This is a genomic window from Stenotrophomonas sp. 1337 (assembly GCF_031455455.1).
GTDB classification, from domain to species: domain Bacteria; phylum Pseudomonadota; class Gammaproteobacteria; order Xanthomonadales; family Xanthomonadaceae; genus Stenotrophomonas; species Stenotrophomonas indicatrix.
The window spans coordinates 131,582-151,081 of sequence record NZ_JAVDSR010000005.1; the positions used below are offsets into that span (position 1 = coordinate 131,582).

Annotated in this window: 22 protein-coding genes; 7 read left to right on the forward strand and 15 right to left on the reverse strand. The window is 62.1% G+C overall.

Annotation, left to right across the window (positions count from 1 at the left end; all coding sequences use genetic code 11):
• Positions 1-151 precede the first annotated feature (151 nt).
• The 13 genes from J2X70_RS09495 to J2X70_RS09555 form a co-directional block, all read right to left on the reverse strand.
• Positions 152-1,291 (reverse strand): type IV secretion system protein, encoded by a 1,140-nt coding sequence (locus J2X70_RS09495; protein WP_218789510.1) that lies wholly within the window; start codon positions 1,289-1,291, stop codon positions 152-154.
• A gap of 64 nt (positions 1,292-1,355) precedes the next feature.
• Positions 1,356-2,180 carry a hypothetical protein gene (locus J2X70_RS09500; protein ID WP_025878712.1) on the reverse strand — a complete coding sequence of 275 codons (825 nt, stop codon included), beginning with the start codon at positions 2,178-2,180 and terminating at the stop codon, positions 1,356-1,358.
• The gene (locus J2X70_RS09505) at positions 2,177-4,621 is read right to left on the reverse strand and encodes a VirB4 family type IV secretion/conjugal transfer ATPase (RefSeq protein ID WP_080148515.1); all 2,445 of its coding nucleotides are present in this window, start codon (positions 4,619-4,621) and stop codon (positions 2,177-2,179) included. Before J2X70_RS09505 ends, J2X70_RS09500 begins: the two co-directional genes overlap by 4 nt.
• A 75-nt stretch (positions 4,622-4,696) precedes the next feature.
• Positions 4,697-5,005 (reverse strand): VirB3 family type IV secretion system protein, encoded by a 309-nt coding sequence (locus tag J2X70_RS09510; RefSeq protein ID WP_025878714.1) that lies wholly within the window; start codon positions 5,003-5,005, stop codon positions 4,697-4,699.
• On the reverse strand, positions 4,998-5,402 hold the full coding sequence (locus J2X70_RS09515) for a TrbC/VirB2 family protein (RefSeq protein WP_025878715.1): 405 nt from the start codon (positions 5,400-5,402) through the stop codon (positions 4,998-5,000). Before J2X70_RS09515 ends, J2X70_RS09510 begins: the two co-directional genes overlap by 8 nt.
• Positions 5,403-5,475: 73 nt before the next feature.
• On the reverse strand, positions 5,476-6,432 hold the full coding sequence (locus J2X70_RS09520) for a lytic transglycosylase domain-containing protein (protein ID WP_080148514.1): 957 nt from the start codon (positions 6,430-6,432) through the stop codon (positions 5,476-5,478).
• 3 nt (positions 6,433-6,435) lie between these two features.
• On the reverse strand, positions 6,436-7,479 hold the full coding sequence (virB11, locus tag J2X70_RS09525; protein WP_025878717.1) for a P-type DNA transfer ATPase VirB11: 1,044 nt from the start codon (positions 7,477-7,479) through the stop codon (positions 6,436-6,438).
• An 11-nt stretch (positions 7,480-7,490) separates the two neighbouring features.
• A complete protein-coding gene (locus tag J2X70_RS09530; protein WP_025878718.1) occupies positions 7,491-8,762 on the reverse strand; it encodes a TrbI/VirB10 family protein in 1,272 nt (423 codons plus the stop codon).
• Entirely contained in the window at positions 8,759-9,538 is a 780-nt protein-coding gene (locus tag J2X70_RS09535) for a TrbG/VirB9 family P-type conjugative transfer protein (RefSeq protein WP_025878719.1), read from the reverse strand. The genes J2X70_RS09530 and J2X70_RS09535 overlap by 4 nt, the downstream gene beginning before the upstream one ends.
• Positions 9,535-10,608 carry a type IV secretion system protein gene (locus J2X70_RS09540; protein WP_025878720.1) on the reverse strand — a complete coding sequence of 358 codons (1,074 nt, stop codon included), beginning with the start codon at positions 10,606-10,608 and terminating at the stop codon, positions 9,535-9,537. Before J2X70_RS09540 ends, J2X70_RS09535 begins: the two co-directional genes overlap by 4 nt.
• 89 nt (positions 10,609-10,697) lie before the next feature.
• Complete coding sequence (locus tag J2X70_RS09545; RefSeq protein ID WP_025878721.1) at positions 10,698-11,144, reverse strand: hypothetical protein; 447 nt, start codon at positions 11,142-11,144, stop codon at positions 10,698-10,700.
• A 416-nt stretch (positions 11,145-11,560) separates the two neighbouring features.
• On the reverse strand, positions 11,561-13,240 hold the full coding sequence (locus J2X70_RS09550; RefSeq protein WP_025878722.1) for a type IV secretory system conjugative DNA transfer family protein: 1,680 nt from the start codon (positions 13,238-13,240) through the stop codon (positions 11,561-11,563).
• A 36-nt stretch (positions 13,241-13,276) separates the two neighbouring features.
• Complete coding sequence (locus J2X70_RS09555; RefSeq protein ID WP_025878723.1) at positions 13,277-13,534, reverse strand: hypothetical protein; 258 nt, start codon at positions 13,532-13,534, stop codon at positions 13,277-13,279.
• Positions 13,535-13,656: 122 nt separating this feature from the next.
• Here J2X70_RS09555 and J2X70_RS09560 point away from each other — a divergent pair, with 122 nt between their 5' ends.
• On the forward strand, positions 13,657-14,109 hold the full coding sequence (locus J2X70_RS09560; RefSeq protein WP_180830978.1) for a phosphohydrolase: 453 nt from the start codon (positions 13,657-13,659) through the stop codon (positions 14,107-14,109).
• A gap of 77 nt (positions 14,110-14,186) precedes the next feature.
• On the forward strand, positions 14,187-15,395 hold the full coding sequence (locus J2X70_RS09565) for an MFS transporter (protein WP_033831433.1): 1,209 nt from the start codon (positions 14,187-14,189) through the stop codon (positions 15,393-15,395).
• Positions 15,396-15,486: 91 nt separating this feature from the next.
• Here J2X70_RS09565 and J2X70_RS09570 read toward each other — a convergent pair whose 3' ends face one another.
• A complete protein-coding gene (locus J2X70_RS09570; RefSeq protein WP_025878726.1) occupies positions 15,487-15,774 on the reverse strand; it encodes a barstar family protein in 288 nt (95 codons plus the stop codon).
• Positions 15,775-15,951: 177 nt separating this feature from the next.
• Between J2X70_RS09570 and J2X70_RS09575 the strand changes: the two genes are divergently transcribed.
• From J2X70_RS09575 to J2X70_RS09590, 4 genes are all read left to right on the forward strand, one after another.
• Positions 15,952-16,200, forward strand: a complete 249-nt coding sequence (locus J2X70_RS09575) for a hypothetical protein (RefSeq protein WP_025878727.1) — start codon at positions 15,952-15,954, stop codon at positions 16,198-16,200.
• A 9-nt stretch (positions 16,201-16,209) separates the two neighbouring features.
• The gene (locus tag J2X70_RS09580; protein WP_223482921.1) at positions 16,210-16,386 is read left to right on the forward strand and encodes a hypothetical protein; all 177 of its coding nucleotides are present in this window, start codon (positions 16,210-16,212) and stop codon (positions 16,384-16,386) included.
• A gap of 144 nt (positions 16,387-16,530) precedes the next feature.
• On the forward strand, positions 16,531-16,800 hold the full coding sequence (locus J2X70_RS09585) for a hypothetical protein (protein WP_025878728.1): 270 nt from the start codon (positions 16,531-16,533) through the stop codon (positions 16,798-16,800).
• A gap of 127 nt (positions 16,801-16,927) precedes the next feature.
• The gene (locus J2X70_RS09590; RefSeq protein ID WP_080148510.1) at positions 16,928-17,176 is read left to right on the forward strand and encodes a hypothetical protein; all 249 of its coding nucleotides are present in this window, start codon (positions 16,928-16,930) and stop codon (positions 17,174-17,176) included.
• A gap of 38 nt (positions 17,177-17,214) precedes the next feature.
• Here J2X70_RS09590 and J2X70_RS09595 read toward each other — a convergent pair whose 3' ends face one another.
• On the reverse strand, positions 17,215-18,750 hold the full coding sequence (locus tag J2X70_RS09595; protein ID WP_309910094.1) for an FAD-dependent monooxygenase: 1,536 nt from the start codon (positions 18,748-18,750) through the stop codon (positions 17,215-17,217).
• 82 nt (positions 18,751-18,832) lie between these two features.
• On the opposite strand from J2X70_RS09595, the gene J2X70_RS09600 reads away from it, so the two are divergent.
• Positions 18,833-19,477 (forward strand): TetR/AcrR family transcriptional regulator, encoded by a 645-nt coding sequence (locus J2X70_RS09600; protein WP_309910096.1) that lies wholly within the window; start codon positions 18,833-18,835, stop codon positions 19,475-19,477.
• Positions 19,478-19,500 lie beyond the last annotated feature (23 nt).

The following is a 19,500-nucleotide window of genomic DNA, read 5'->3' on the forward strand; positions in this document are numbered from 1 at the left end:
GAGGGCACCCACCTTCTGCTAAGGCTGGCCCCATGCAAAGAATCAGCGCAATAAGTACTGTCGAGCTAACGACTCTATGCATGGCACCCTCCAACTTCCACGGAGCTAAAAACTCATTTCGCATCGTACACTCCAAATTCCGGGGGGGGGGCTATGAGTTCCCTGCGCCAGCATTTCCACGTTGCCCAGTTTGAACCTGAGATTCTGATGCAGTTGCGAACCGAGGCGTTGTGTCCTGAACAGGAACCTGACTTGATGCTTTGGAATTGGTCGGAACAGAGGGCATAAAGAATCCTCCGCCCGAACCTGACGAACCCGGCGGCTGACCCTGCGGGCCAGGAGAAGCCGACCCAGCACTACCGCCTATCTGCGAATATGCCATGAAGGTACCCAGCGTACCCTGGAAGAACATCGCAGCCATTGGGGGAGCAGTCAGAATCAGCGTCGTGAGGATCAACCCCATGCCGCCCTGCTGCAGCGCCATGCTGCTCATGCCTTCGGTCAGGTTGGTGCTCAACAGCGCGCCCAACGCGGACGCACCCCAGAACGAAGCAGCGACGCGGGCGACCATTTCCATCGCAATGCCGGTCATTGCTGCCAGCACGGCCATCGAGAACATGGTACCGATTCCATAGAACAACCAGCGCTGGAACAACGATTTGGTCTGCTCGAACAGCAGGCACAGGATGAACAGCGGGCCAAAGCCGATGAACATGGCCATCGCGACCTGGTACAGCAGCAACATGGCACCGGCAGTGACTGCCGGACCGCCCGTGCCCAGGCCGATGAACCACATCGCACGCGTCTTCGCACTGTCCAGGGTGACGTCGCCCGCCACATCCAGCACGCTTACCGATGTCAGCGCCAACTGCATGTAGCCAAGATTGCGATCGATCAGCTCTTCGGCCGTGTCGTCCTTGCCGGTCACCACATAGGTGATCTCGTCCTGGACGTCCTGGGTCAGGAAGGACTGCAGATCCTTGCCGAACATCGCCATCGACGTGGCCACGGTGACGATGAGCGCCGCGCGCGCCATGTTCGTGGCCAGCGCTGCCATCGAATCGCGGCTGCGCCCGGTCACGATGCGGAAGCCCTGGATCAGCACCCACAGCGTCATCAGCACCAGGGCGATCGAGCCGACCCAGGTCATCATGCGACCGAGCACGCCTTCGCCGAAGTTGGCGATCTCCTCTCGCAGGTACTCCAGGATCAGCTTGAAGAACACGAAGTCGCCCACTGAGGCGAACAGCGTTCCGTGCAGCAGATCCCCGATCACCATGCCCTGCATCATTCCCTGACTCATCACATCACCCGCCCCGTATCGGGGCCCTGCTGGAGTGCTTTACGCACGTGGTTCACTTGGAGAGAGCTGCTTTCAGCGCGGCTGCCTTGATCACGGTGCCGAGCGGGTTGCTTTCGCCTTTCAGTGCGCGCTCGGTCAGGTTGCGCTGGCGCCCCTGGAGGGCGGCAATCTGCTGGTCGTACACCTTGATCTTGGTTTCCCATTCCTTGAACGCCTTGTCCATCGCAAGCTGGCTGGCCGTATTGTTGGAAATATCCTCCTGCAAGGCACCCTCGTTGCGAAACGCGTTGCGGATGTTCCGAAGCTGCCCCAGCATCTGCTCCATGGCGGGCATCGACTTGGTCACCACGTCGACGGTTTCGTTGTACTTTTTGTTCTCAAGTACCTGGATGTAGGCACAGATGGAGCGCTGCTGCGCACCGATGTCGCCACCCGGGCTGACACCCAGCAACGACATCAGGCCTTCCTGACTGACCATCGAACCGCCTCCGCATTTCTCGGCGACGTTCCAGTTCTCGGGAATCCGGGTAAGCACAGGCGTGGGCGGCATCAGGGGTGAAGCGATGATCTGGTACCAGTTCTGCAGCCTGGAGATCCAGTTGTCCACCGTCTTCATGTACTGCGCGGCGGTTTCCGACCAGCGCCCGGCCTCGGTGAGGTACTCGCCAGCGGACTTGTATTCCTGCAGGAAGTTCATGATCCAGTTCGCAGGGTCATAAACAGTCATCGCCTGCGCCTGATGGGTGCCGGTACTGAACGTTGTACCCAAGGTCAGCATGGCGGCAAAGATCGGCGCCAAGCGCCGGCGACGCGGCGCGCTCTGTCGGGTTTCATTTGCCATGGCATTTTCCTTGTGCAGATCGGTGATGGTCTTCATGCCGCCTCCTCGTCCTTATCGGCCCGCTTTCCCGAGCCCTTTCGATTCTTGTAGAAGGTGTCCAGCCACTGGTCCGGGGTCAGCTCGTCGACGGTGACCCGTGCACGCACTGCGGCGGTCTGCAGGACGCGATGCATGACCTCGATGTTATCGGTCGATGCGGAGATGACCGACAGGATGTCATCCATGCCCCGCAGGTTGAGCTGACACACGCTGGACGCATGGCCCTGTTTGACCAGGAAGCATCGCGAGCGCTCGTCCAGCGCAGTGACCACTTTGAATTCGGCCTCGGTCAGCTTCAGGCCGTCCATGTAGTCGCTCTTGCTGGCGTTCGGGTTGGGCAACAGGATCAGCGTCGCGGTCTGCTCGATCAGCGCTGCGGAGATGTCGCTCTTCAGCGCATCCTCCGGGCTCTGCGTCGCGAAGATGCCGAGGCCGTTCTGCTTACGGATGGTCTTCTGCTTGTTCTTGGCGAATTCCTTCAGCCCACCCTCGCCATCCAGGATCTTCCAGAATTCGTCCATCACGTAGATCAGCGGCCGGCCGTCGATCAACGACTCCAAGCGGTGCAGCAGGTAGTTGATGACCGGCACTCGCACTTCTGGGTTGTCGATGATGTCGGTGTAGTCGAAACCGATGATGTTGGCCTTGCTCAGGTCCACGGTATCGACCGGGTTGTCGAACACCCAACCCAGCGAATTTCCCGACGTCCAGCGGCGCATGCGCGCGTAAAGGCCGTCGTCGCCCATGTTGGGCAGGCTCTTCTGGAAATTGGTCATGCTGCGCAGGTGCATCGGCGTGTCGAGCATGCTTTCCACCGCCCGGTAGATGTCCTCTTCCTCGCGGGCGCTGTACTCGCGCTTGCCGGCCAGCACCTTGATCAGGTCGGCCAGGAACTGCACGTTGCTTTCGTTGTTTTCGCACTGGAAAGGATTGAAGCCTGTCGGCGCACCGTTCTCCAGGGCCAAGTAGTTGCCACCACAAGCGCGCACGAAGATCTCAGCACCGCGATCCTTGTCGAAGAAGAAAATGGTCGGCGACGGCTCGTACTTCTGTACCTGACTCAGCAGGAAGTTGATCAATGCCGTCTTACCGGTACCCGACTTACCAATCACCATGGTATTGGCAATCGCCTTCTCGCCCAGCGAATTTTCCGACGGGTGGGTCGCATGGAAGTTAAAGTAGTACGGCTGACCGTTGGTGGTTTGCAGGGTGGTAACGCAATCGCCCCACGGGTTGTTGTGCTGTTTGCCGGTGGCGAAATTGTGCAGCGGCGACAGACCCAGGAAGTTCAGCGAGCTGACGTTGGCCAGGCGCGTACGGAAGCGCCAGTTGGCCGGAATCTGCGAGTAGAACGACGAGGTGACAGCCAGATCTTCCTTGGTCGACACGAAACCGGCGTTGGACAGTTCAGCGCGCGTCGTGGCGACGTTCTGAGACAGCTTCGCCTGACTGTCGCCGTACACGGCCATGATGAAATGATACTCACCCAACACGAAGTTGCCCGAAGACAGCTGATCCATCGCGTAGTCAAGCTCGGCGATCTGACTGACAGCTTTGTCACCCGACGAAATCATCATGCCCTTGGTGCGATCCAGCACCTTCAGCGCGTCTTGTCGCCCCATCGGACTGAATGAATGAGTGATGACGTATTCGTAGTCCAGATACTTCAAACCATTGAGAATGCCGGGGTATGTACCCTCTGCATACTCCTTGATGTTGAGGATGGCACCAAAATGATTGACACCATTTGGAGTATTGATGACGAAGTCACCGGTTTTCGCCGAAAACATATGGCGACTGATCGGAAGATAGTCCTTCACCGGGGCGGACAGCACCGGCACCGGCTCGTCGACCCTGTTGATCAGGTAGCCGAACAGCTCCAGCGTCTCGGAGAACACGACACCATTCTTGGCTTCATACATGCCCAGGCGGTACGGCGCGTAATCGCGGATGACTGCTTCAACGTTGCCGGCCAGCTCAAGGAGCTTTTCCACCGCCTGATCCTGTTCCCCCTGCAGCTTGTCGATGCTGGCCGACTTTTCGACGAAGCGCTTACCGGCCACGACTGGACGATAGATCATCGTCAGGTAAAGCTCGTTCTGCATAATGCGCTGCGATGACAGCATGCCCATGTACTGATCGGACACGTCCTGGTTGAAGCGCTGGTTGTAACGACTGCTGCCCTTGAGCGTGCGTCGGCGACGGATGTCGTGCACCCAGAAGGCCACATTGACGAAATCTGGTGCACGCAGGGTCTGCAACAGGCGGTTGAAGGTATTGTGCCGGTGCTCCAGCTCCCACTCCTCGCGACCGACGAACGGCAGGCCTTCCAGGTACCACGTCAACAGATAGTCCCCGCCCGTGGTTTTGACCACGTTCGGTGCCACGTGTGACGAGAGAGGAACGAACTCGCTGATGGAGGTATCTGGAGAGAACATGCGACTGCTTCCAAAAAGTGCGCCAGGGAACTACAAAGTGGCAGGCGGGAGCGGGCACCCGCCTGCCGATGCCCGTCAATCCGTGCGGGCGGCTTTCTTCCGGTAGTGGTTCGGGCTGAACACCCACATTCCATCGTGGTCCTGCAGGTTGCGCGCCTTGAACTTGAAGAGTAGACGCAGGCCCAGCAGGCGGAAAATCAGCTCATCCCGCTTGGCCATCTGTCGCATGATGAAAATCGCGACTGGAATGGCGAGCAGGAACCAGAAATTGGTATAGACGCTCAACAGCAGCAACCCACCTGCCACCATGAAGAATGGCAGGTAGGGAACGCCCAGAAACATCGCAGGGCGAGTGCAGCCGCGGAACAGGACGTTCTTATGCACTGTAGTACTGCAGCACGTTGTTGATGACGGCAGCCGAGCTGCCCGAGCAGTTGCCATCACTGCCTTCACCCAGCAGCATCCGGGCGATCTGGCCGGCAGCACCGATCAGCACGCCACCGATGAGGATCGGCGCGACATCGGCGATGCGCTTGTGGGCGAAGGCGATCTGGTAGCCAGCAAAGATAACGGCAATCGTCACCACGGCGATCGAAGCAATGTTCAGCAGGCCGTTGATGTTGGCAAAGAAGCCGCAAACGCGCTCATCGGTGCCACCGAAGTCGGTCGGGCCCGACGCAAACACCTGCGGAGCGAATACTGCGCCGACGAAGAGGGTGGCCATCAGCATGGACTTCAGCGTGCGCTGGGCCTGGACGAGGTCGAGATTGAATCGCTTCATGGATTGATTTCCTTGTTGATGGACTAACACAACTGAATCGACCAGCCGGGGGACTGGTCGCACCACGACTTCGTCAGAACACGAAGGCCGCATCCCCAGGGGGAATCTGTTGAGCCGGCACGGGCTGCACCGGCGCGTTGTACATGTTGTTGGGGGACGCCGATTCGCCCTGCTGCCCCCAAGGCTGCAACATCACTGGGCTCTCGCCACCACCGGCAGCGACGCCAGGCAGCTGCTGCGGCATCATCGGCTGTCCGCGCTGCCCCGCAGCGCCCTGCGGCGCCTGTTGCGCATAGCTTCCATCTGGCTGCGACTGCGGCTGCATCATCCGATCCACAGAGCCCAGAACAACCCTCGACAACGCCTGATCGGCAAGATTCACGAGACTTCCACGCGCCATCGCGCCCGCAGAGGGATAGACGGTATACGCTCGCGCTGGATCGTTGGACGGAACATAAATCGGGCCATCGGCCTGAGCTACGATGCGGGCTTGAGCGGGGGAAGCCATCTGCGGATGGTGCTCGACCTTGACGGTTCGCCGCTCACCACGGTCAACCACGTCGATGGGTAGCGCGCCATTGCTTGCGACCTGCTGCCCACGGCGCATCGAATCAAAGACCTTCTGCACGTAGCCGTGGCGGAATCCCGTTTCAAAGTTGCCCGAGTAGTAGCAACTGAAGGACTTGCCCCAGTCCTTACCCGAGCGCTTGTAGCACTCTGCAAGAATGCGGGAGCCGGCCTGCAGGTTTGGACACTGCTGGAACGCCTTCTCATAGGAGTCCAGACCATACTTGCCAAGATTGTAGCGATTGACCTGGGCCAGCCCGATGGAGAAGTTGTAGCCCTTCTCCTCAAGCATGCGCACGGTGGCCAATGCCTCGTCCAGCCCCTTGGGTTGGCGGACAAGCGCTCCACCAACCACGCCGATGGCGTAGGGGTTACGAGACGATTCAACATTGATGACGTGCTGCATTACGTCCATGGAGACGGCCATCTCCGGGCACGCCATCATTTCCAGTCCTGGCAACATCGCTCAACCCTCCTGCCCCTGGGCGCGCCCAGGATTGAAATCGATGCCGGTGATATAGCGCGCACCTGCATGCGCCTTGATATGCACAACGATGTCGATGGTCATCATCAGCAGACGCTTGATGACGTTAAATTCAAGACCTGAGCCTTCGGTCGAGGCCTTCACCATCAGCGCCAACTGATCCCAAGTCTGCTCCGGGCTGCCTGCGTGACAGCTGGTGATGGAACCGGGGTGGCCCGAGGCGCAGTTACGGATGAAATAGAACGCCTCGTCACCACGCAGCTCGGCGAGGATGATGCGCTCGGGTTTCATGCGCAGGCAGGCTTCCATGCAGCTCTTGGCCGTCACGTTGCTGGCGCTTTGCCCACCTTTTGAATACAAAAGATGCACCACGTTGGGCTGAGTCAGGAACAGTTCGCGTGCGTCCTCGATCGTGACTAGGCGCTCGCTGTCCGGAATGTGATTGACCAGCGCCTTCATGAAGGTGGTCTTGCCGCTACCGGTCGCGCCGGAGACGACGATGTTCTTGCGATACATCACCGCACGGCGGAAGAACTCCGCGTACTCGCGGGAGTGGCGCAGTTCCAGCAGTTCGCGATCCTGCTCGCTGATGCTGCCATCCTGTTCGAGAATCTGGTTGAAGAAACCATCCTCGTGGTACTGCGTAAGCGATTTGGTGTGCTTGGAAGGCAGGCGAATCGTGATTGACACCTTGCCGGCATCACATGCCGGTGGAATCACGAACTGCGCACGCTGGCCGGTCGGAAAGGTCAGCGAGACCACCGGATCGGCATCGGTGATCCGCTGGCCCGTGTTGCTCTCGTTGACCACAGCGGTGCAGAACTGCCGCGCCCGCTCGAATGTCAGACTCGGCACGTCCATGCGCTGCCACCCTGCCCGCGTCTCCAGGTACAGCTCACCCGGACGGTTGATGCAGATTTCCGTTACATCGGGCGAGTTCATGTACTCGGCGATGCCCAGCACTTCGTACTGATAGCGCAGGAAATCGCTGGAGACGAGGGCGAGGGGTGACACTTCGGCGTCCATGGTCGTATGGGTTACCTGCGCGGGTTCAGCACATTGGCGAAGTCGACGTCCTTGGCGACGTAGACATTCACAATCGTGCCTTGGTTGATCGTTACGGTCGGCTGACGACGGCCTTCGCTGAGAGCCTCGTTGGCCAATCGCTCCATGGTCCGCGCCGTAGCACTTTCATAGGGCGAGCGGACAGCAAACCCATTGCTTGCGACGGTCGTCGACTCCGGACCGTGCTCTGCAGCGGCGTACTTGAAGGCATCGGCGATGAGGCTGATCATCAACGCCGAGGCGATGCGACTTCCCCAATGTGCGCTGTACTGGCCCGGATGACCGGCACCACCCAACTGATCGACGCCGGGACTGGACATGGCCACGTCGATGCCATTGGGGGTAGTGATTCGGTCCCAGATGACTTCCACGCGCTTGCCATTCGGGCCACCACCGTATGCGCCGTAGATCTTCGACCCCTTCGGCAACAGCAGGTTGCGCCCATTGATCGAGTACACCGGCTCGGTCACCAGGCAGGAGGTATAACCCGCGATGTCGGTGATGATCCGGGTTTCCAACACGCAACGCAGGTAAGTACCACGAACCAGCAAAGCATCCGGACTGCGGATGAACGCGGCATTCGAGACATCTTCCACATCCGGGCCGCGGCGTACCTTCTGCTGCTGTTGGGCCTGCGGATTGGCCGCCTGCATTGCAGCAATCATTGCCTGACTGTAGTCGGTCCCCTGCCCTGGCGGCTTGCCAGCAGAATCGCCTGCATTAAATCCGGCGCTGCTGCCGATACGACGATCGAGCAGCGATGGCCCACGTGGTTCCTCGCTCTGCCGCAAGCGCGCTCGGTCGGCGTCCTGCAGACTGACCATCGGAATATCCGGCTGCGGCGCAGGCGGCAACATCGGAATCGGATCGGCAGGTGCAATGGGCGCCGGCGCGCTGGCAGCCGGCCCAACCGTCGGCAGATCCGGCGTGGAAACACGGGATTCCTGGCGGTTGCCTGTCGTGGCGCTCTTGTCGTCCTGACCCTTGCGGAACAGCAGGAAGCCCATGGCAACGAGCAGCACCACAATCCCGCCAAGGAACATCAGCGCCTTGCGGTTCAGGCGCTGCTCTTCAGCCGAGCGCAACTGAGGTGCAGCAGCATCGAGATTGGGCGCCGCTTCTGCCTGCTGAGCACCGAAGTACGGGTTCGTTGGCGTTTCGGCCGGACCCTGACCACCGTAGGGGCCATGCCCTTCGTCGCGCCCGTTGTTCGGATCGTTTCCGGGAGTGTTCTGCTGGCTCATTTCTTCACGTTCCTTCGCAGACCAACGACGTAATCGCCGTGGCGGATGACCAGGTACGGGTAAGTCCCGTGGACGATCAAGGTATTGCCTTCGACAGTGGTGTTGACGACGAAGTCCTCGCCGTATTCCTTCTCACGGCCGAACACGGCGGGGAAGATGCCGGTTTTGTATTCAGGTGAATTCGGCAGCTTCAGGTACGTGAAACGACCGTCGTCGTAGGCGTTGACCGGAATCAGCCACCCCATTTTCTTCGCCTTGCTGGTCGAATAGGAGTAGTTGAAGTTGTACTGCCTGTCCTTGGCCATTTCAGTGCTCAACAGCGGCTGCGCCTCTTCCTCAACGGCCTCCTGGGCAACACCGAATACGGTGTCGTTGGGATAGCTGAAGGCGATCTTGTACTGCACGCCGGCGCGACGGGCCTGCTCGAGCTGACGCCAGTCTGTCGCCACGACCTTCAATTCGAAGATGTAGGAATGAGTCTCAGTGCGAACCATCATGTTGGTATCGACGTCGACGTTCTTCGGCTTGATGTAGAACACATTCTCGCGGCGGGTCAACTCCCAGCCGTTGCTGAAACCAGTGCTGTAGTCGAGGATCTTCTCGCTCGGGCTCAGCTCGATCTGGGTAGTGAGACCCAGGCCGGTGCGAACCGGATAGATGCGATCCTTCTCATACTCGTAATGGTCTACCGCCTGCGCCATCGCCGCGGTGGAGAACACCAGCGACAACAACGACAGCAGCGCCAATGCGCTCCCCCTGACTTTTCGACTACTCATCGGTTGCTTGCTCCATCAGCATTTCCGGTGGAATTATTCTGTACCGGCCTCATGGCCGGTTGACCGGGCATGGTCTGCCCGGGCGCGGCTTGGCCCTGCATCGGCTGCTGCACGGGCTGCCCCTGCACGGGCTGTCCTTGCATAGGCTGTCCTTGCATCGACTGGCCGACCATCGGCGGGGTGATCTGGACATCGCCCGGCACGGCGAGCGGCTGCCCCGTTGCCGGGTCGATCATGGTGGCCGCTGCCGGGTTGTTCGGGTCATACACGCCTTGTTGTGCTTGCGTGGCCTGCTGTTCTGCCTGCTGCTGCAACTGCGCATCATCCGGACCCGGCACACCGCGCGAGTAATCATTGTCGCGGCGATACTCGAAGACCTGCATGCCCAAAGGATTGAGAATGCGCTGCTGCTCGTTCAGCGCCAGATTCGAGTCATAGCGGAACCGCAACGTGATCAACTGATTGTCCAGGTAGGACGTCGTCGCCTTGTTCTTGTCGTAGACGCTGCGCTGGATTCGTACCGAGGCCCCGCGGAAACCACCGTTAACCTGAGCCTCCAACGGCGTAATGCTGAGAATCTTCACCCGGATGGCACGATCCTTGCCATACAGGGTCACCGGGCTCTGTGGGTTGTTCGGGGAATAGAAGGCACGGATGGCGGCACTGGTGCGCGTGTCGGACATGACGTGCACCAGCGCCCAGTCGCGCAGGCCCATGACAGCGAAATCGTAGGATTCGCGCGCCATGACGTACTGGGCTACGTTGCTGCGATTGATCGCATCGCTCGCGGTGATCGACTGCCCTTCGAAATTGCCGGTCAGGCGCGCCACCGTCGCCGTACCGGTATAGGCATCAGCCATCACCAGGAACGGCACCTTCTCCTTCAACGGCAGCATGTAGTAGTAGCCACCGGCCAGAGCCAGCGACATCAGCAACGAACCGGTGGCGACCCACCAGGCACGACGCTCGCTGCGCCGGGCCATGTCGGCCACGGTGATCTCGTAGCTGACCGCCTTGGCGACCGACTGCTCGACCTTGGGGCTGTTGCCTGCATCCTTCTTGCGGAACATGGGTTCTTCCGTACTGCTGAAACATCAATGGGCGCGACGCCCCTGCGCCAGGCGCGGGGTGCGGCACGTTCGATGATTTCGACGCGGTCTCAGCTGCCGCTGCTGGCTTCGGGATCCTGGGCCGACGCGGTCGGCGTCGATCCAGCGCTCTGCACGACGATCTGGTTGCCGACGATGGAGACGGAAACGCCCTGCGCCGCATAGGCCGCCGTGAGATCGATCACGGCCTGCTGTGCGTTGGTGGTGTCGATCTCCGACACCGCGCCATACAGGGTGAAATCCGAACTGAGGCGATAGTCCAGCGTGCGGCCGGAATCCTTGGCCCAGCGCTCGAGCATGGCCTTCAGCGTGCGATCCATTGGCGACGCCTGATAGACGTAGCTGGAGTACAGCGGAATCTCGGTCGGAGCCGTCGCGAAACGGTTGACCGGCTTCCAACGCCCTCCAAAGTCGGGTGCGGGCTTGGTAGCACAACCGGCCACCATCAACGCCGCCACTGCGGCGATGGACATTTTTGCAATAAACGCCTGATTCATACGGGCTTCACTTTGACGTACGAAAAAGCAGTCCCGATGTTGGTCCCTTGGTCGTCCGGCACTGCGCGATGCACGCCGGAAACGTAACGAATGCACTGCTTAACAGCACATGGGCACGGTTCCCCTGCAGCTCGAAAGCTGCCAACCAAGTCGCGTGAAGCAACCTCATCCGAGGCCCCTCTCACGCACCCTCACCAACGTCGGAACCATCCCTGTTCCCATGGCTGAAACTCCTGGCCACTCTGAAAGCATGACGAATCACACAGATCCGCAAGCCACGCATAGAGTCGCACAACTACGCGTCAATTCGATGTCAGACAAATCTGAATTTTGACCAACGTATGGCGTTTCTTTGACGCGCTTCACTAATTCACCTCAATGAATGCGTGCATGCGTCACACTTTCAAGTCTGCAACTTAGACATCCAGCATCGGCACGTCAACCTTTGGCAGTAGACGTGACGTGAAATAGCGATCCTTGTAATAGCGAATCTTGTCGCACTTGACCGGATGCGGGATGCCTTCGTACAGGAAGACTTCCTTGTCCGGTCCCATCGCCTTGAGCTCCTGCGGCAGCATCAGCGCGCGACGCTCCTCGGTGAAGCTATGGGTCTTTTCACGTGCGTGGGTGACGTTCTTCTTGCGGATGGTGGTGTAGCCCAGCATGTCCGAATAGTCGTTGGCATCCTGCTGTTCGCGCGGGGCGTACAGGATCTGCAGCGCATGGTTGGTGATGATCGTGCGCGAGACCTCGCGGCCGTAGGTGGCATCCAGCTGCGACATGCTCTGGATGATGGGCAGCAGGCGCACGTTGTAACCGGCCATGTAGGACACCGCCGAGGCGATGATTTCGACCTTGCCGATCGAGGTGAATTCGTCCATCAACAGCAGGCACTGGTACTTCAGGTCCGGATTGGACTTGGGCAGTTCCTTGGTGTTGAGGTTGATCAACTGGCTGAAGAACAGGTTGATGATCAATCGGCTTTCGGCCAGCTTGTTGGGCTGGATGCCGATGTAGATGGTCATCTTCTTCTTGCGCACGTCGGTGAGCAGGAAGTCGTTGGTGCTGGTGGCCTTGTCCAGGACCGGATTGATCCAGGGGTTCAGCGGTTCCTTGAAGGTACCCAGGATCGAGGCGAAGGTCTCGTCGGCCTGGGACAGCATGTTGGCAAACGCCGAGCGCGCGTTGCTGCTGAGGAATGGGCGCTCGGACAGGCCCTTGAGGAACTTCTTCAGGTCGCTGCCATCGCCGGAGGACAGGCGGTACACCGCGCCCAGGGTCGGTGTGCCCTGCCCGCCCGGGAAGCCGCTGCTGCGCTCGTCATCCCAGTTCTCGAACAGGTACAGGGTGAAGGCGATGAAGGCATTGCGCGCCTGGCTGATCCAGAACTTCTGGTCTTCCGAGCCATCGGGATACAGCATCGCACCGATGCTCATCAGGTCCGAGACACGGAACGCCGGGTCGTCGGAGACATAGCTGAGCGGGTTCCAGCGATGGGTGCGGCGATCTTCGGCGAAGGGGTTGAACAGGTAGATCTCCTGCCCCTGGCTGGCGCGCCAACCACTGGTCAGGTCGAAGTTTTCCTGCTTGATGTCCAGCACCACCAGCGATTCGCCGTACTCCAGCAGGTTCGGGATGACCACGCCGACGCCCTTGCCCGAACGGGTCGGGGCCGCCAGGATCACGAATTGCTGGCCGTCCAGCCGCACCAGCTTGCCGCCATGGCTGCCGACCACGATGCTCTGGCCGCTCTTCTTGAACATGCCATGCTTGGCCAGATCGGCGCTGGTGGCAAAGCGCGCGTCACCGTGCAGCGAGCGCTTGTCCTTCTTTAGCAGCACGACCAGGCCGACGATGGCCAGCACCAGCAGCGGCAGGCCGAAGCCGAGGTAGCCGGCCCATTTGATCTTGCCCACGAACGGGGCAACCTGCGGCTGGCCGATGGCGTGGAAATACTGGTAATAGGTATTCCAGGTGAGCAGCTTGGTATCCAGACCAAGCAGCAGCAGCGTCAGGTAACCGGAAAGCACGAACCCAAGCAGCAGGGTCGCCAGCGTGATGATGGCGATGAGCAGATACTTCTTACTGGACAACACCCGAATCCTCCATGATGCGCCCGAGGGCGCGACGGCTTAGCGGCGGCGTCGCTGCGACGCCTTCCTCCGCAGGTTGACTTCATTCTCCAGCCCGGGCTCCACGCCCTCTTCCCGCACCAGTTCCTCAAGGTACCGGCGCGCATCGGCCAACGACATCAGGTCGGTCAGACGTTCCCCACCGTCGACGATGACCGCATGGCCGACCACATCGCCGGGAGCGTACACCGGCTCGTGGGTCACCGCTACCAGACGGAAGCGGCCGCGTAGTTCCAGCTGATGGGTGTATTCCTGCATGTCTCATCTCCCTGATGGAATCCAGATGCCATTCCTGCAGCGTCCGATGATGCCTGCACGGCCGTGGTGGCGGCATGCAGACAGTCCGTACGACAATACACGCTTGCACCGGGGAGATCGCAATGGACTGGGTAGCACGTGCACGCACGCTGGCGCTGGAGGCCCATGCCGGCCAGGTCGACAAGGCAGGGCACCCCTACATCGGCCACGTTGGCCGGGTGGCCGCTGCCGTGCGCGGCGATGATGAAGCCGAGGCGGTGGCCTGGCTGCATGATGTGATCGAGGACTGCCCGGCCTTCGCCGGGCAGGTGCAGGCCTTTCCCGCTCCGTTGCAGGACGCGGTCCGGCTGCTGAGCCGGACGTCTGCGGCGGATGCCGACACGTACTACGCACGAATTTCGGCGGATCCGCTGGCACTGAAGGTCAAGCTGGCCGACATCGCCGACAATGCCGATGAAGCGCGGATGGCATCGCTGGATGCCGCCACCGCCGAGCGCCTGCGTGACAAATACCGACGGGCCCTGGCGGCGCTTGGCCAGCCGGCCACGCCGGCAGCACCACCCATCGAACACTGATTTACCCCCAGCCCGGCTGATGCCTGTTGCGGTGCAGCAGTACAATGGGGCGCTTCCCCGCCCCTTTGCGCCCCCGAATGAGCCCCAACTCCCCTCTGGCCGCTCGGCTGACGCCGCGCCAGCGTACCCTGATCATCCTCGCCCTGTCGTTGGGCGGCTTCGCCATCGGCACCAGTGAATTCGCCAGCATGGGCCTGATGCTGGAGATCAGCCGCGGCCTGTCGATCAGCGAGACGCAGGTCGGCCACCTGATCAGCGCATACGCCATCGGCGTGGTGGTGGGCGCACCGATCCTGGCCTTCGTCGGCGCCAGCTTCCCGCGCCGCAAGCTGCTGCTGGCACTGATGGGGTTCTATGCCGTCGGCAACCTGGCCAGCGCGTTGGCGCCGAACTACGGCACGATGCTGGTGGCGCGCTTCGTCGCTGGCCTGCCGCATGGCGCCTACTTCGGGGTGGCGATGCTGGTGGCGGCAGCGATCAGCCCGGCCGGGCAGCGCGGCCAAGCAATGTCGCGCGTGCTGTTGGGGCTGTCGGTGGCGATCCTGATCGGCAATCCGCTGACCACCTGGCTGGGCCAGCAGCTGAGCTGGCGTACCGCCTTCGCCCTGGTCAGCGTGCTGGCCATCGCCACAGTGGCGATGATCGCGCGCTTCCTGCTGCCCGATCCGGATGAGGTGCGGACCTCGCCGATGCGCGAGCTGCGCGCATTCAACACCACCCAGGTTTGGCTGGCGCTGTCGATCGGTGCGGTGGGCTTTGCCGGCATGTTCTGCGTGTTCACCTACCTGGCACCGACCCTGGTGCAGGTGACCGGCGTGGCCGAGTCGTGGATGCCGCTGGCGGTGGGCGTATTCGGCATCGGCGCGATCATCGGCAACATCGCCGGCGGCTGGCTGGTCGACAAATTCCACTTCAAGGCCGCCGCCGTGGTGCTGGTGTGGTCGATCGTGATGCTGCTGCTGTACCCGCTGGCCGCCGAATCGGTGTGGACCATCGGCCCGATGATCATCACCGTGGGCACGATGGGCGCCCTGGCTGCGGTACTGCAGACGCGCCTGATGGACGTGGCCGGCGAGGCGCAGACCCTGGCCGCCGCCTCCAACCATGCGGCGTTCAACACCGCCAATGCACTCGGCCCGTGGCTGGGCGGCATGGCGATCAGCGCCGGCTTCAGCCCGGCCACCACCGGTTACGTAGGTGCGGCGACGGCGGTCGGCGGCCTGCTGCTGTGGTGCGTGTCGGTGATGCTGGAGAAGCGCAGGGTTGCCATCGCCGGCAGCCGCTGAACTGCGCACGGTTCGTCAGCCGTCGCCCAGGCGACGGTGTTGCCCTGGAGGCAACAGGCAGCACCGCGCTGGCAGCGGCTGCACACCGAACCTACCGCAGGCAATAGCTGAAGCGTTCGCCCAGTGCCATGGCCTCATCCTGGCGCTGCACCCGCTCAAGCACGTCGACGATCTGCTGGAAGCGAGGCCCCAGCGCCTCTCTGGAAACCTGATGGCCGTTCCAGGTCAGCTGCAGCGGGCGCTCGACGCTGGCACTCAGCAGATCCCAGAGGGCGTCGAGATTGTTCCCATAACCGCGCTCGACACCCAGTGCGAGCGCCAGCGTCTCGTGGAATGCCCGCTCGCTGTGGATGCGGTTGCCGTCCAGTTCGATGTCCATTGCGGGCTACTCCGTTGCCAGCGGCGAGTGGAAATTCAACCTGCATGCTATCCCAGCCGCATGCGCAGCGCTGAAGCGTAGCAGCGGACCTCGTTGACTTCGCCACCGCGCTGGCCTGACAGCCTCATCACGGTAGGAAAACGAGGATGGAGACACCTGTCTGCAACCGAGAACACCATGCCGGACACCGGCCACTTCGCCATCCATGCCTTCGAGGCCGCGTTCAATATTTCCGGCGACGTGGAGCGCATCATTTCGCTTACCGTGTCATGCCGTCATTGTGCGGAAATCACCTGCGCCCAGGATGCAAACCTGTTGCACCTGCCGGGCGGTACGCTGTTCCGTTGTGATGCCTGTGGCTGCCATCAGGCCATCAGCAATGCGCGCCTTTCGGACTGGCAACTGCCGCCCCTGCTGGGCGTATGAGGACGTGCCATGCCGTTGACTGAAGAACAGTTCACCATCCTGCGCGCCATTGCCGATGCGCACCCTGTGGGAAGCGATGCGGCGACGTGGGCCGTGAAGGAAGGCCTGGCGGTGCAGGCGGAAGATGCGGATATCGATCTGACCCCACACGGGCGCGACATGCTGGCCTCCCAACCGGCACGCTGACCGGGCAGCACTGGCATGCAGTATGCACATGCCGTGGTCAGCTCATCACGGCATTTGCCCGCTGGCGGTGCGACGAACACGCGGCGTAGATCTGCGTTGTTGCAGAGTTGCGCACGCCAGCCCCCCAAGCGCGACACAGTCCTCATGCACCGCCAGCTTTCCCCCACCTGCCACGATGCGATTGCCCTGCGGGCCGGCGCGCTGGGTAGCGTGCTGGGCGTGGCGCTGTTCAAGGTCTTTGCGCTGTCTGCCGCAGCGGCCGGCTCGATGATGACGGTCGGGCTGTGGCTGCTGGGATGTGCACTGCTGGCGGCTTGGGCGTTGGCGGCCTGCCTGACCTGCCTGGCCTTGAGCCGGCGCGTGTTCGTGCTGATGCTCGCGCTGTCGACGGTGTTCCTGATCTGCATCGCCTGATAGGCAGTCAGCGGCCTCAAGCACCTCCACAATTGTTATTCAATAACAAGTGCTGCCAGTCGGATTGCGCGTGAGCCAGGTCACGGATTGAATTCGATGGCCAGACCGGCCCTCTTGAGATCCCCCCATGCGCCTGCCGCAGCCCCTGCTCCGCTCCGCTCTCTGTTTCCTTGCTCTCGCTTCGATCAGCGCCTGTGCCACTTATGACGATTCGGCCATGCACGCAGCCTGCCAGGAGTCGCCGCATGTGAAGGACCTGCCGCCTGAGGTTGCCGCCCGCGAAAGCCGATGCAGCAAGAGCGTTGAGGTCTGGTCGAGCGAGCGCAAAGGCAATGACCAGCCGCTGGACTTGAGCGGCAAGAAGAAGGATCTCTGAAAGATGGCGGCGCAGCCCTGCGCGGGCTGCGCCGGAACTCAGGCAATCGCTTCCCTGCCAGCTGAGCCCGTCCATTCCTGTACCGCCCGCGCCAGTCCTGCCGCATCGGCGCCATCACTGGCCCAGGCGACAATGCCGTCCGGACGAACCAGCAGCGCCGACAGGCCCAGCGAATCGACAGCGGGCTGCGCGATGGACAGGATGCGGGCCCGTTCAACATCAACCGCCTCGCACAACGAGGCAGCAGCATCGAACACCAGCAGCACCGCCTGCCCTGCCCGCAGTAGTTCACCCATGCGGCGACCATCGACCAGCAGGAAATCCGGCGTGCTGCGGCCCACCAGCGGATGGGTATGGCCGAGGTCCAGCTGCTGGCCCACACCCCACACGCGCTCGGCGAGATACGTGGCGCCATCACGTGTTTCTGCCAGATCGGCGACGATGGCAGCCAGTGCACGTGAGCCCGCGCTTGGGCGCATCAATGCGACCTGCGCGCGCGACCATTCCAGCACGCGCGCGCCGATCGGATGGCGTTCGGCCTGATAGGTATCCAACAGCGCATCAGCTGCCTCGCCGCGCACGACGGCGGCGAGCTTCCAGCCAAGGTTCATCGCATCGCCCAGGCCCAGATTCAGACCCTGCCCACCCAGCGGCGAATGCACATGTGCGGCATCGCCGGCCAGCAGCACGCGGCCACGACGATAGGCGGTGGCCTGCCGTGCGCCGTCGGTCCAGGTGGTGGCCAGATGCAGTGCGGTGATCGTTGCTTCGCGGCCGGAGATGCGGCGCAGCAGCGCCTGTGCCGATTCGCGATCAAGTGGCTGGCGGTGGCCCGCGCCGCCATCGAAGTTGGCCAAGGCGATCGTACGCGGCGGATTGAAGTTGCACATGCCCTGCGCGGTGGTGTGACGCCCCGGGCTGAGTACCGTCGGATCTTCCAGTTCAACACTGAGCGAGTGGCCGGTGAACTCTGGATCGGTACCAGCAAAGCTGAAACCACACTGCTTGCGTACGGTGCTGCGGCCTCCATCGCAGCCGACCAGCCAGCGCCCGCGGAAGGTCTGCCCACCCGCCTCGATCTGGACCTCGTCGGCCCCCATCTGCACACTCTGCACGCCCGCACCACGCAGGATCACTGCACCCAGCGCCTGCGCGCGCTCGGCCAGCACGGCCTCCAGCGCCTGCAGTTCCACCGCCATCTGCGTGCCGATCGGGCTGGGCAGGCGCCACGGCCAGCGACCGCTGTCGACGTTGTCCAGTGCAAACGGAATACCCGCGAAGTGCCCACCCAGCTTGCGTGGCTGCGAGAGCCAGTGCGCGGTTCCCGGCGGCGGCGGGCCTTTCTCCGGCTTCAGCACCTGGCCGGCTGCCACCGCGTCCAGCACACCGCGCCGGTCGAGCGCCTCCAGCGTCGGGGCATTCAAACCGCGCAGCCCGAACGGCAGGCGCTTCAGCGGCGAATCCGGGGAGGCCGCCTGCTCCAGCACCAGCACCCCGCTTCCTGCCTGACACAGTTCACAGGCCAGCAGCAGTCCCACCGGGCCAGCCCCGGCAATGACGACGTCGTACCGCATTGGAAATCCTCGTGAGCACCGGGTCGGCGCTCTGGCGGTCGCAATGTTACACTCGGTGTACTTTTCCACAAGTGACCCGCCCATGCCCCCGCCACCCGGCCGCCGTGAGCAGCGCAAAGCCGAGACCCGACAGGCGATTTCCGACGTCGCCACCCGGCTGATCATCGAGCGCGGCTTCGAAGCGGTGTCGATGAGCGAGATCGCCGACGCCGCCGGGGTTTCGCGCAAAACGGTGTTCAACTACTTCGCCAGCAAGGAACAGCTGGTGTTCGACCGTGACGAGGAAGCGCGCCAGTTGCTGCGCGAGGGCATGGCCGCGCGCACGTCGATGACGCCGCTGGCCGCCTTCCAAGGGCTGGTGCGGGAACTGCTGGACACCGGCCATCCGCTGCTGCGGATCAACGCCGGTGCGGCGTCGTTCTGGAAAACCGTGGCCCAAAGCGCCGTACTGGTGGCCCATGCGCGGCAGCTGCAGGCGCTGCTGACCGATGACCTGGCGCAGTTGATGGCTGAGTCAGCGGGGCGACCCGTCGGCGACGCCGACGCACGACTGGGTGCGACGATGCTGATGGCGTCGATGGTGGCCGCCTACGAACAGGGACTGCGCGTCCTGCCCTGCGGTGGCGATCCGCGGCAGGCAATGCTGCCGCTGATCGTGCGCGGCGCGACGGGGACGCTGGTGGCATTGGCCGATACGCCGTATACGGATCCGTCCGCGCGTCCATGACGCAATCGGGGGATGGGCACCCG

Coding starts and splice junctions, on each gene's coding strand:
- J2X70_RS09495 (WP_218789510.1), bottom strand. CDS start 1,291: ATGATGCAGGGCATGGTGATCGGGGATCTGCTGCACGGAACGCTGTTC.
- J2X70_RS09500 (WP_025878712.1), bottom strand. CDS start 2,180: ATGAAGACCATCACCGATCTGCACAAGGAAAATGCCATGGCAAATGAA.
- J2X70_RS09505 (WP_080148515.1), bottom strand. CDS start 4,621: ATGTTCTCTCCAGATACCTCCATCAGCGAGTTCGTTCCTCTCTCGTCA.
- J2X70_RS09515 (WP_025878715.1), bottom strand. CDS start 5,402: ATGAAGCGATTCAATCTCGACCTCGTCCAGGCCCAGCGCACGCTGAAG.
- J2X70_RS09520 (WP_080148514.1), bottom strand. CDS start 6,432: ATGTTGCCAGGACTGGAAATGATGGCGTGCCCGGAGATGGCCGTCTCC.
- virB11 (WP_025878717.1), bottom strand. CDS start 7,479: ATGGACGCCGAAGTGTCACCCCTCGCCCTCGTCTCCAGCGATTTCCTG.
- J2X70_RS09530 (WP_025878718.1), bottom strand. CDS start 8,762: ATGAGCCAGCAGAACACTCCCGGAAACGATCCGAACAACGGGCGCGAC.
- J2X70_RS09535 (WP_025878719.1), bottom strand. CDS start 9,538: ATGAGTAGTCGAAAAGTCAGGGGGAGCGCATTGGCGCTGCTGTCGTTG.
- J2X70_RS09540 (WP_025878720.1), bottom strand. CDS start 10,608: ATGTTCCGCAAGAAGGATGCAGGCAACAGCCCCAAGGTCGAGCAGTCG.
- J2X70_RS09545 (WP_025878721.1), bottom strand. CDS start 11,144: ATGAATCAGGCGTTTATTGCAAAAATGTCCATCGCCGCAGTGGCGGCG.
- J2X70_RS09555 (WP_025878723.1), bottom strand. CDS start 13,534: ATGCAGGAATACACCCATCAGCTGGAACTACGCGGCCGCTTCCGTCTG.
- J2X70_RS09560 (WP_180830978.1), top strand. CDS start 13,657: ATGGACTGGGTAGCACGTGCACGCACGCTGGCGCTGGAGGCCCATGCC.
- J2X70_RS09565 (WP_033831433.1), top strand. CDS start 14,187: ATGAGCCCCAACTCCCCTCTGGCCGCTCGGCTGACGCCGCGCCAGCGT.
- J2X70_RS09570 (WP_025878726.1), bottom strand. CDS start 15,774: ATGGACATCGAACTGGACGGCAACCGCATCCACAGCGAGCGGGCATTC.
- J2X70_RS09575 (WP_025878727.1), top strand. CDS start 15,952: ATGCCGGACACCGGCCACTTCGCCATCCATGCCTTCGAGGCCGCGTTC.
- J2X70_RS09580 (WP_223482921.1), top strand. CDS start 16,210: ATGCCGTTGACTGAAGAACAGTTCACCATCCTGCGCGCCATTGCCGAT.
- J2X70_RS09585 (WP_025878728.1), top strand. CDS start 16,531: ATGCACCGCCAGCTTTCCCCCACCTGCCACGATGCGATTGCCCTGCGG.
- J2X70_RS09590 (WP_080148510.1), top strand. CDS start 16,928: ATGCGCCTGCCGCAGCCCCTGCTCCGCTCCGCTCTCTGTTTCCTTGCT.
- J2X70_RS09595 (WP_309910094.1), bottom strand. CDS start 18,750: ATGCGGTACGACGTCGTCATTGCCGGGGCTGGCCCGGTGGGACTGCTG.
- J2X70_RS09600 (WP_309910096.1), top strand. CDS start 18,833: ATGCCCCCGCCACCCGGCCGCCGTGAGCAGCGCAAAGCCGAGACCCGA.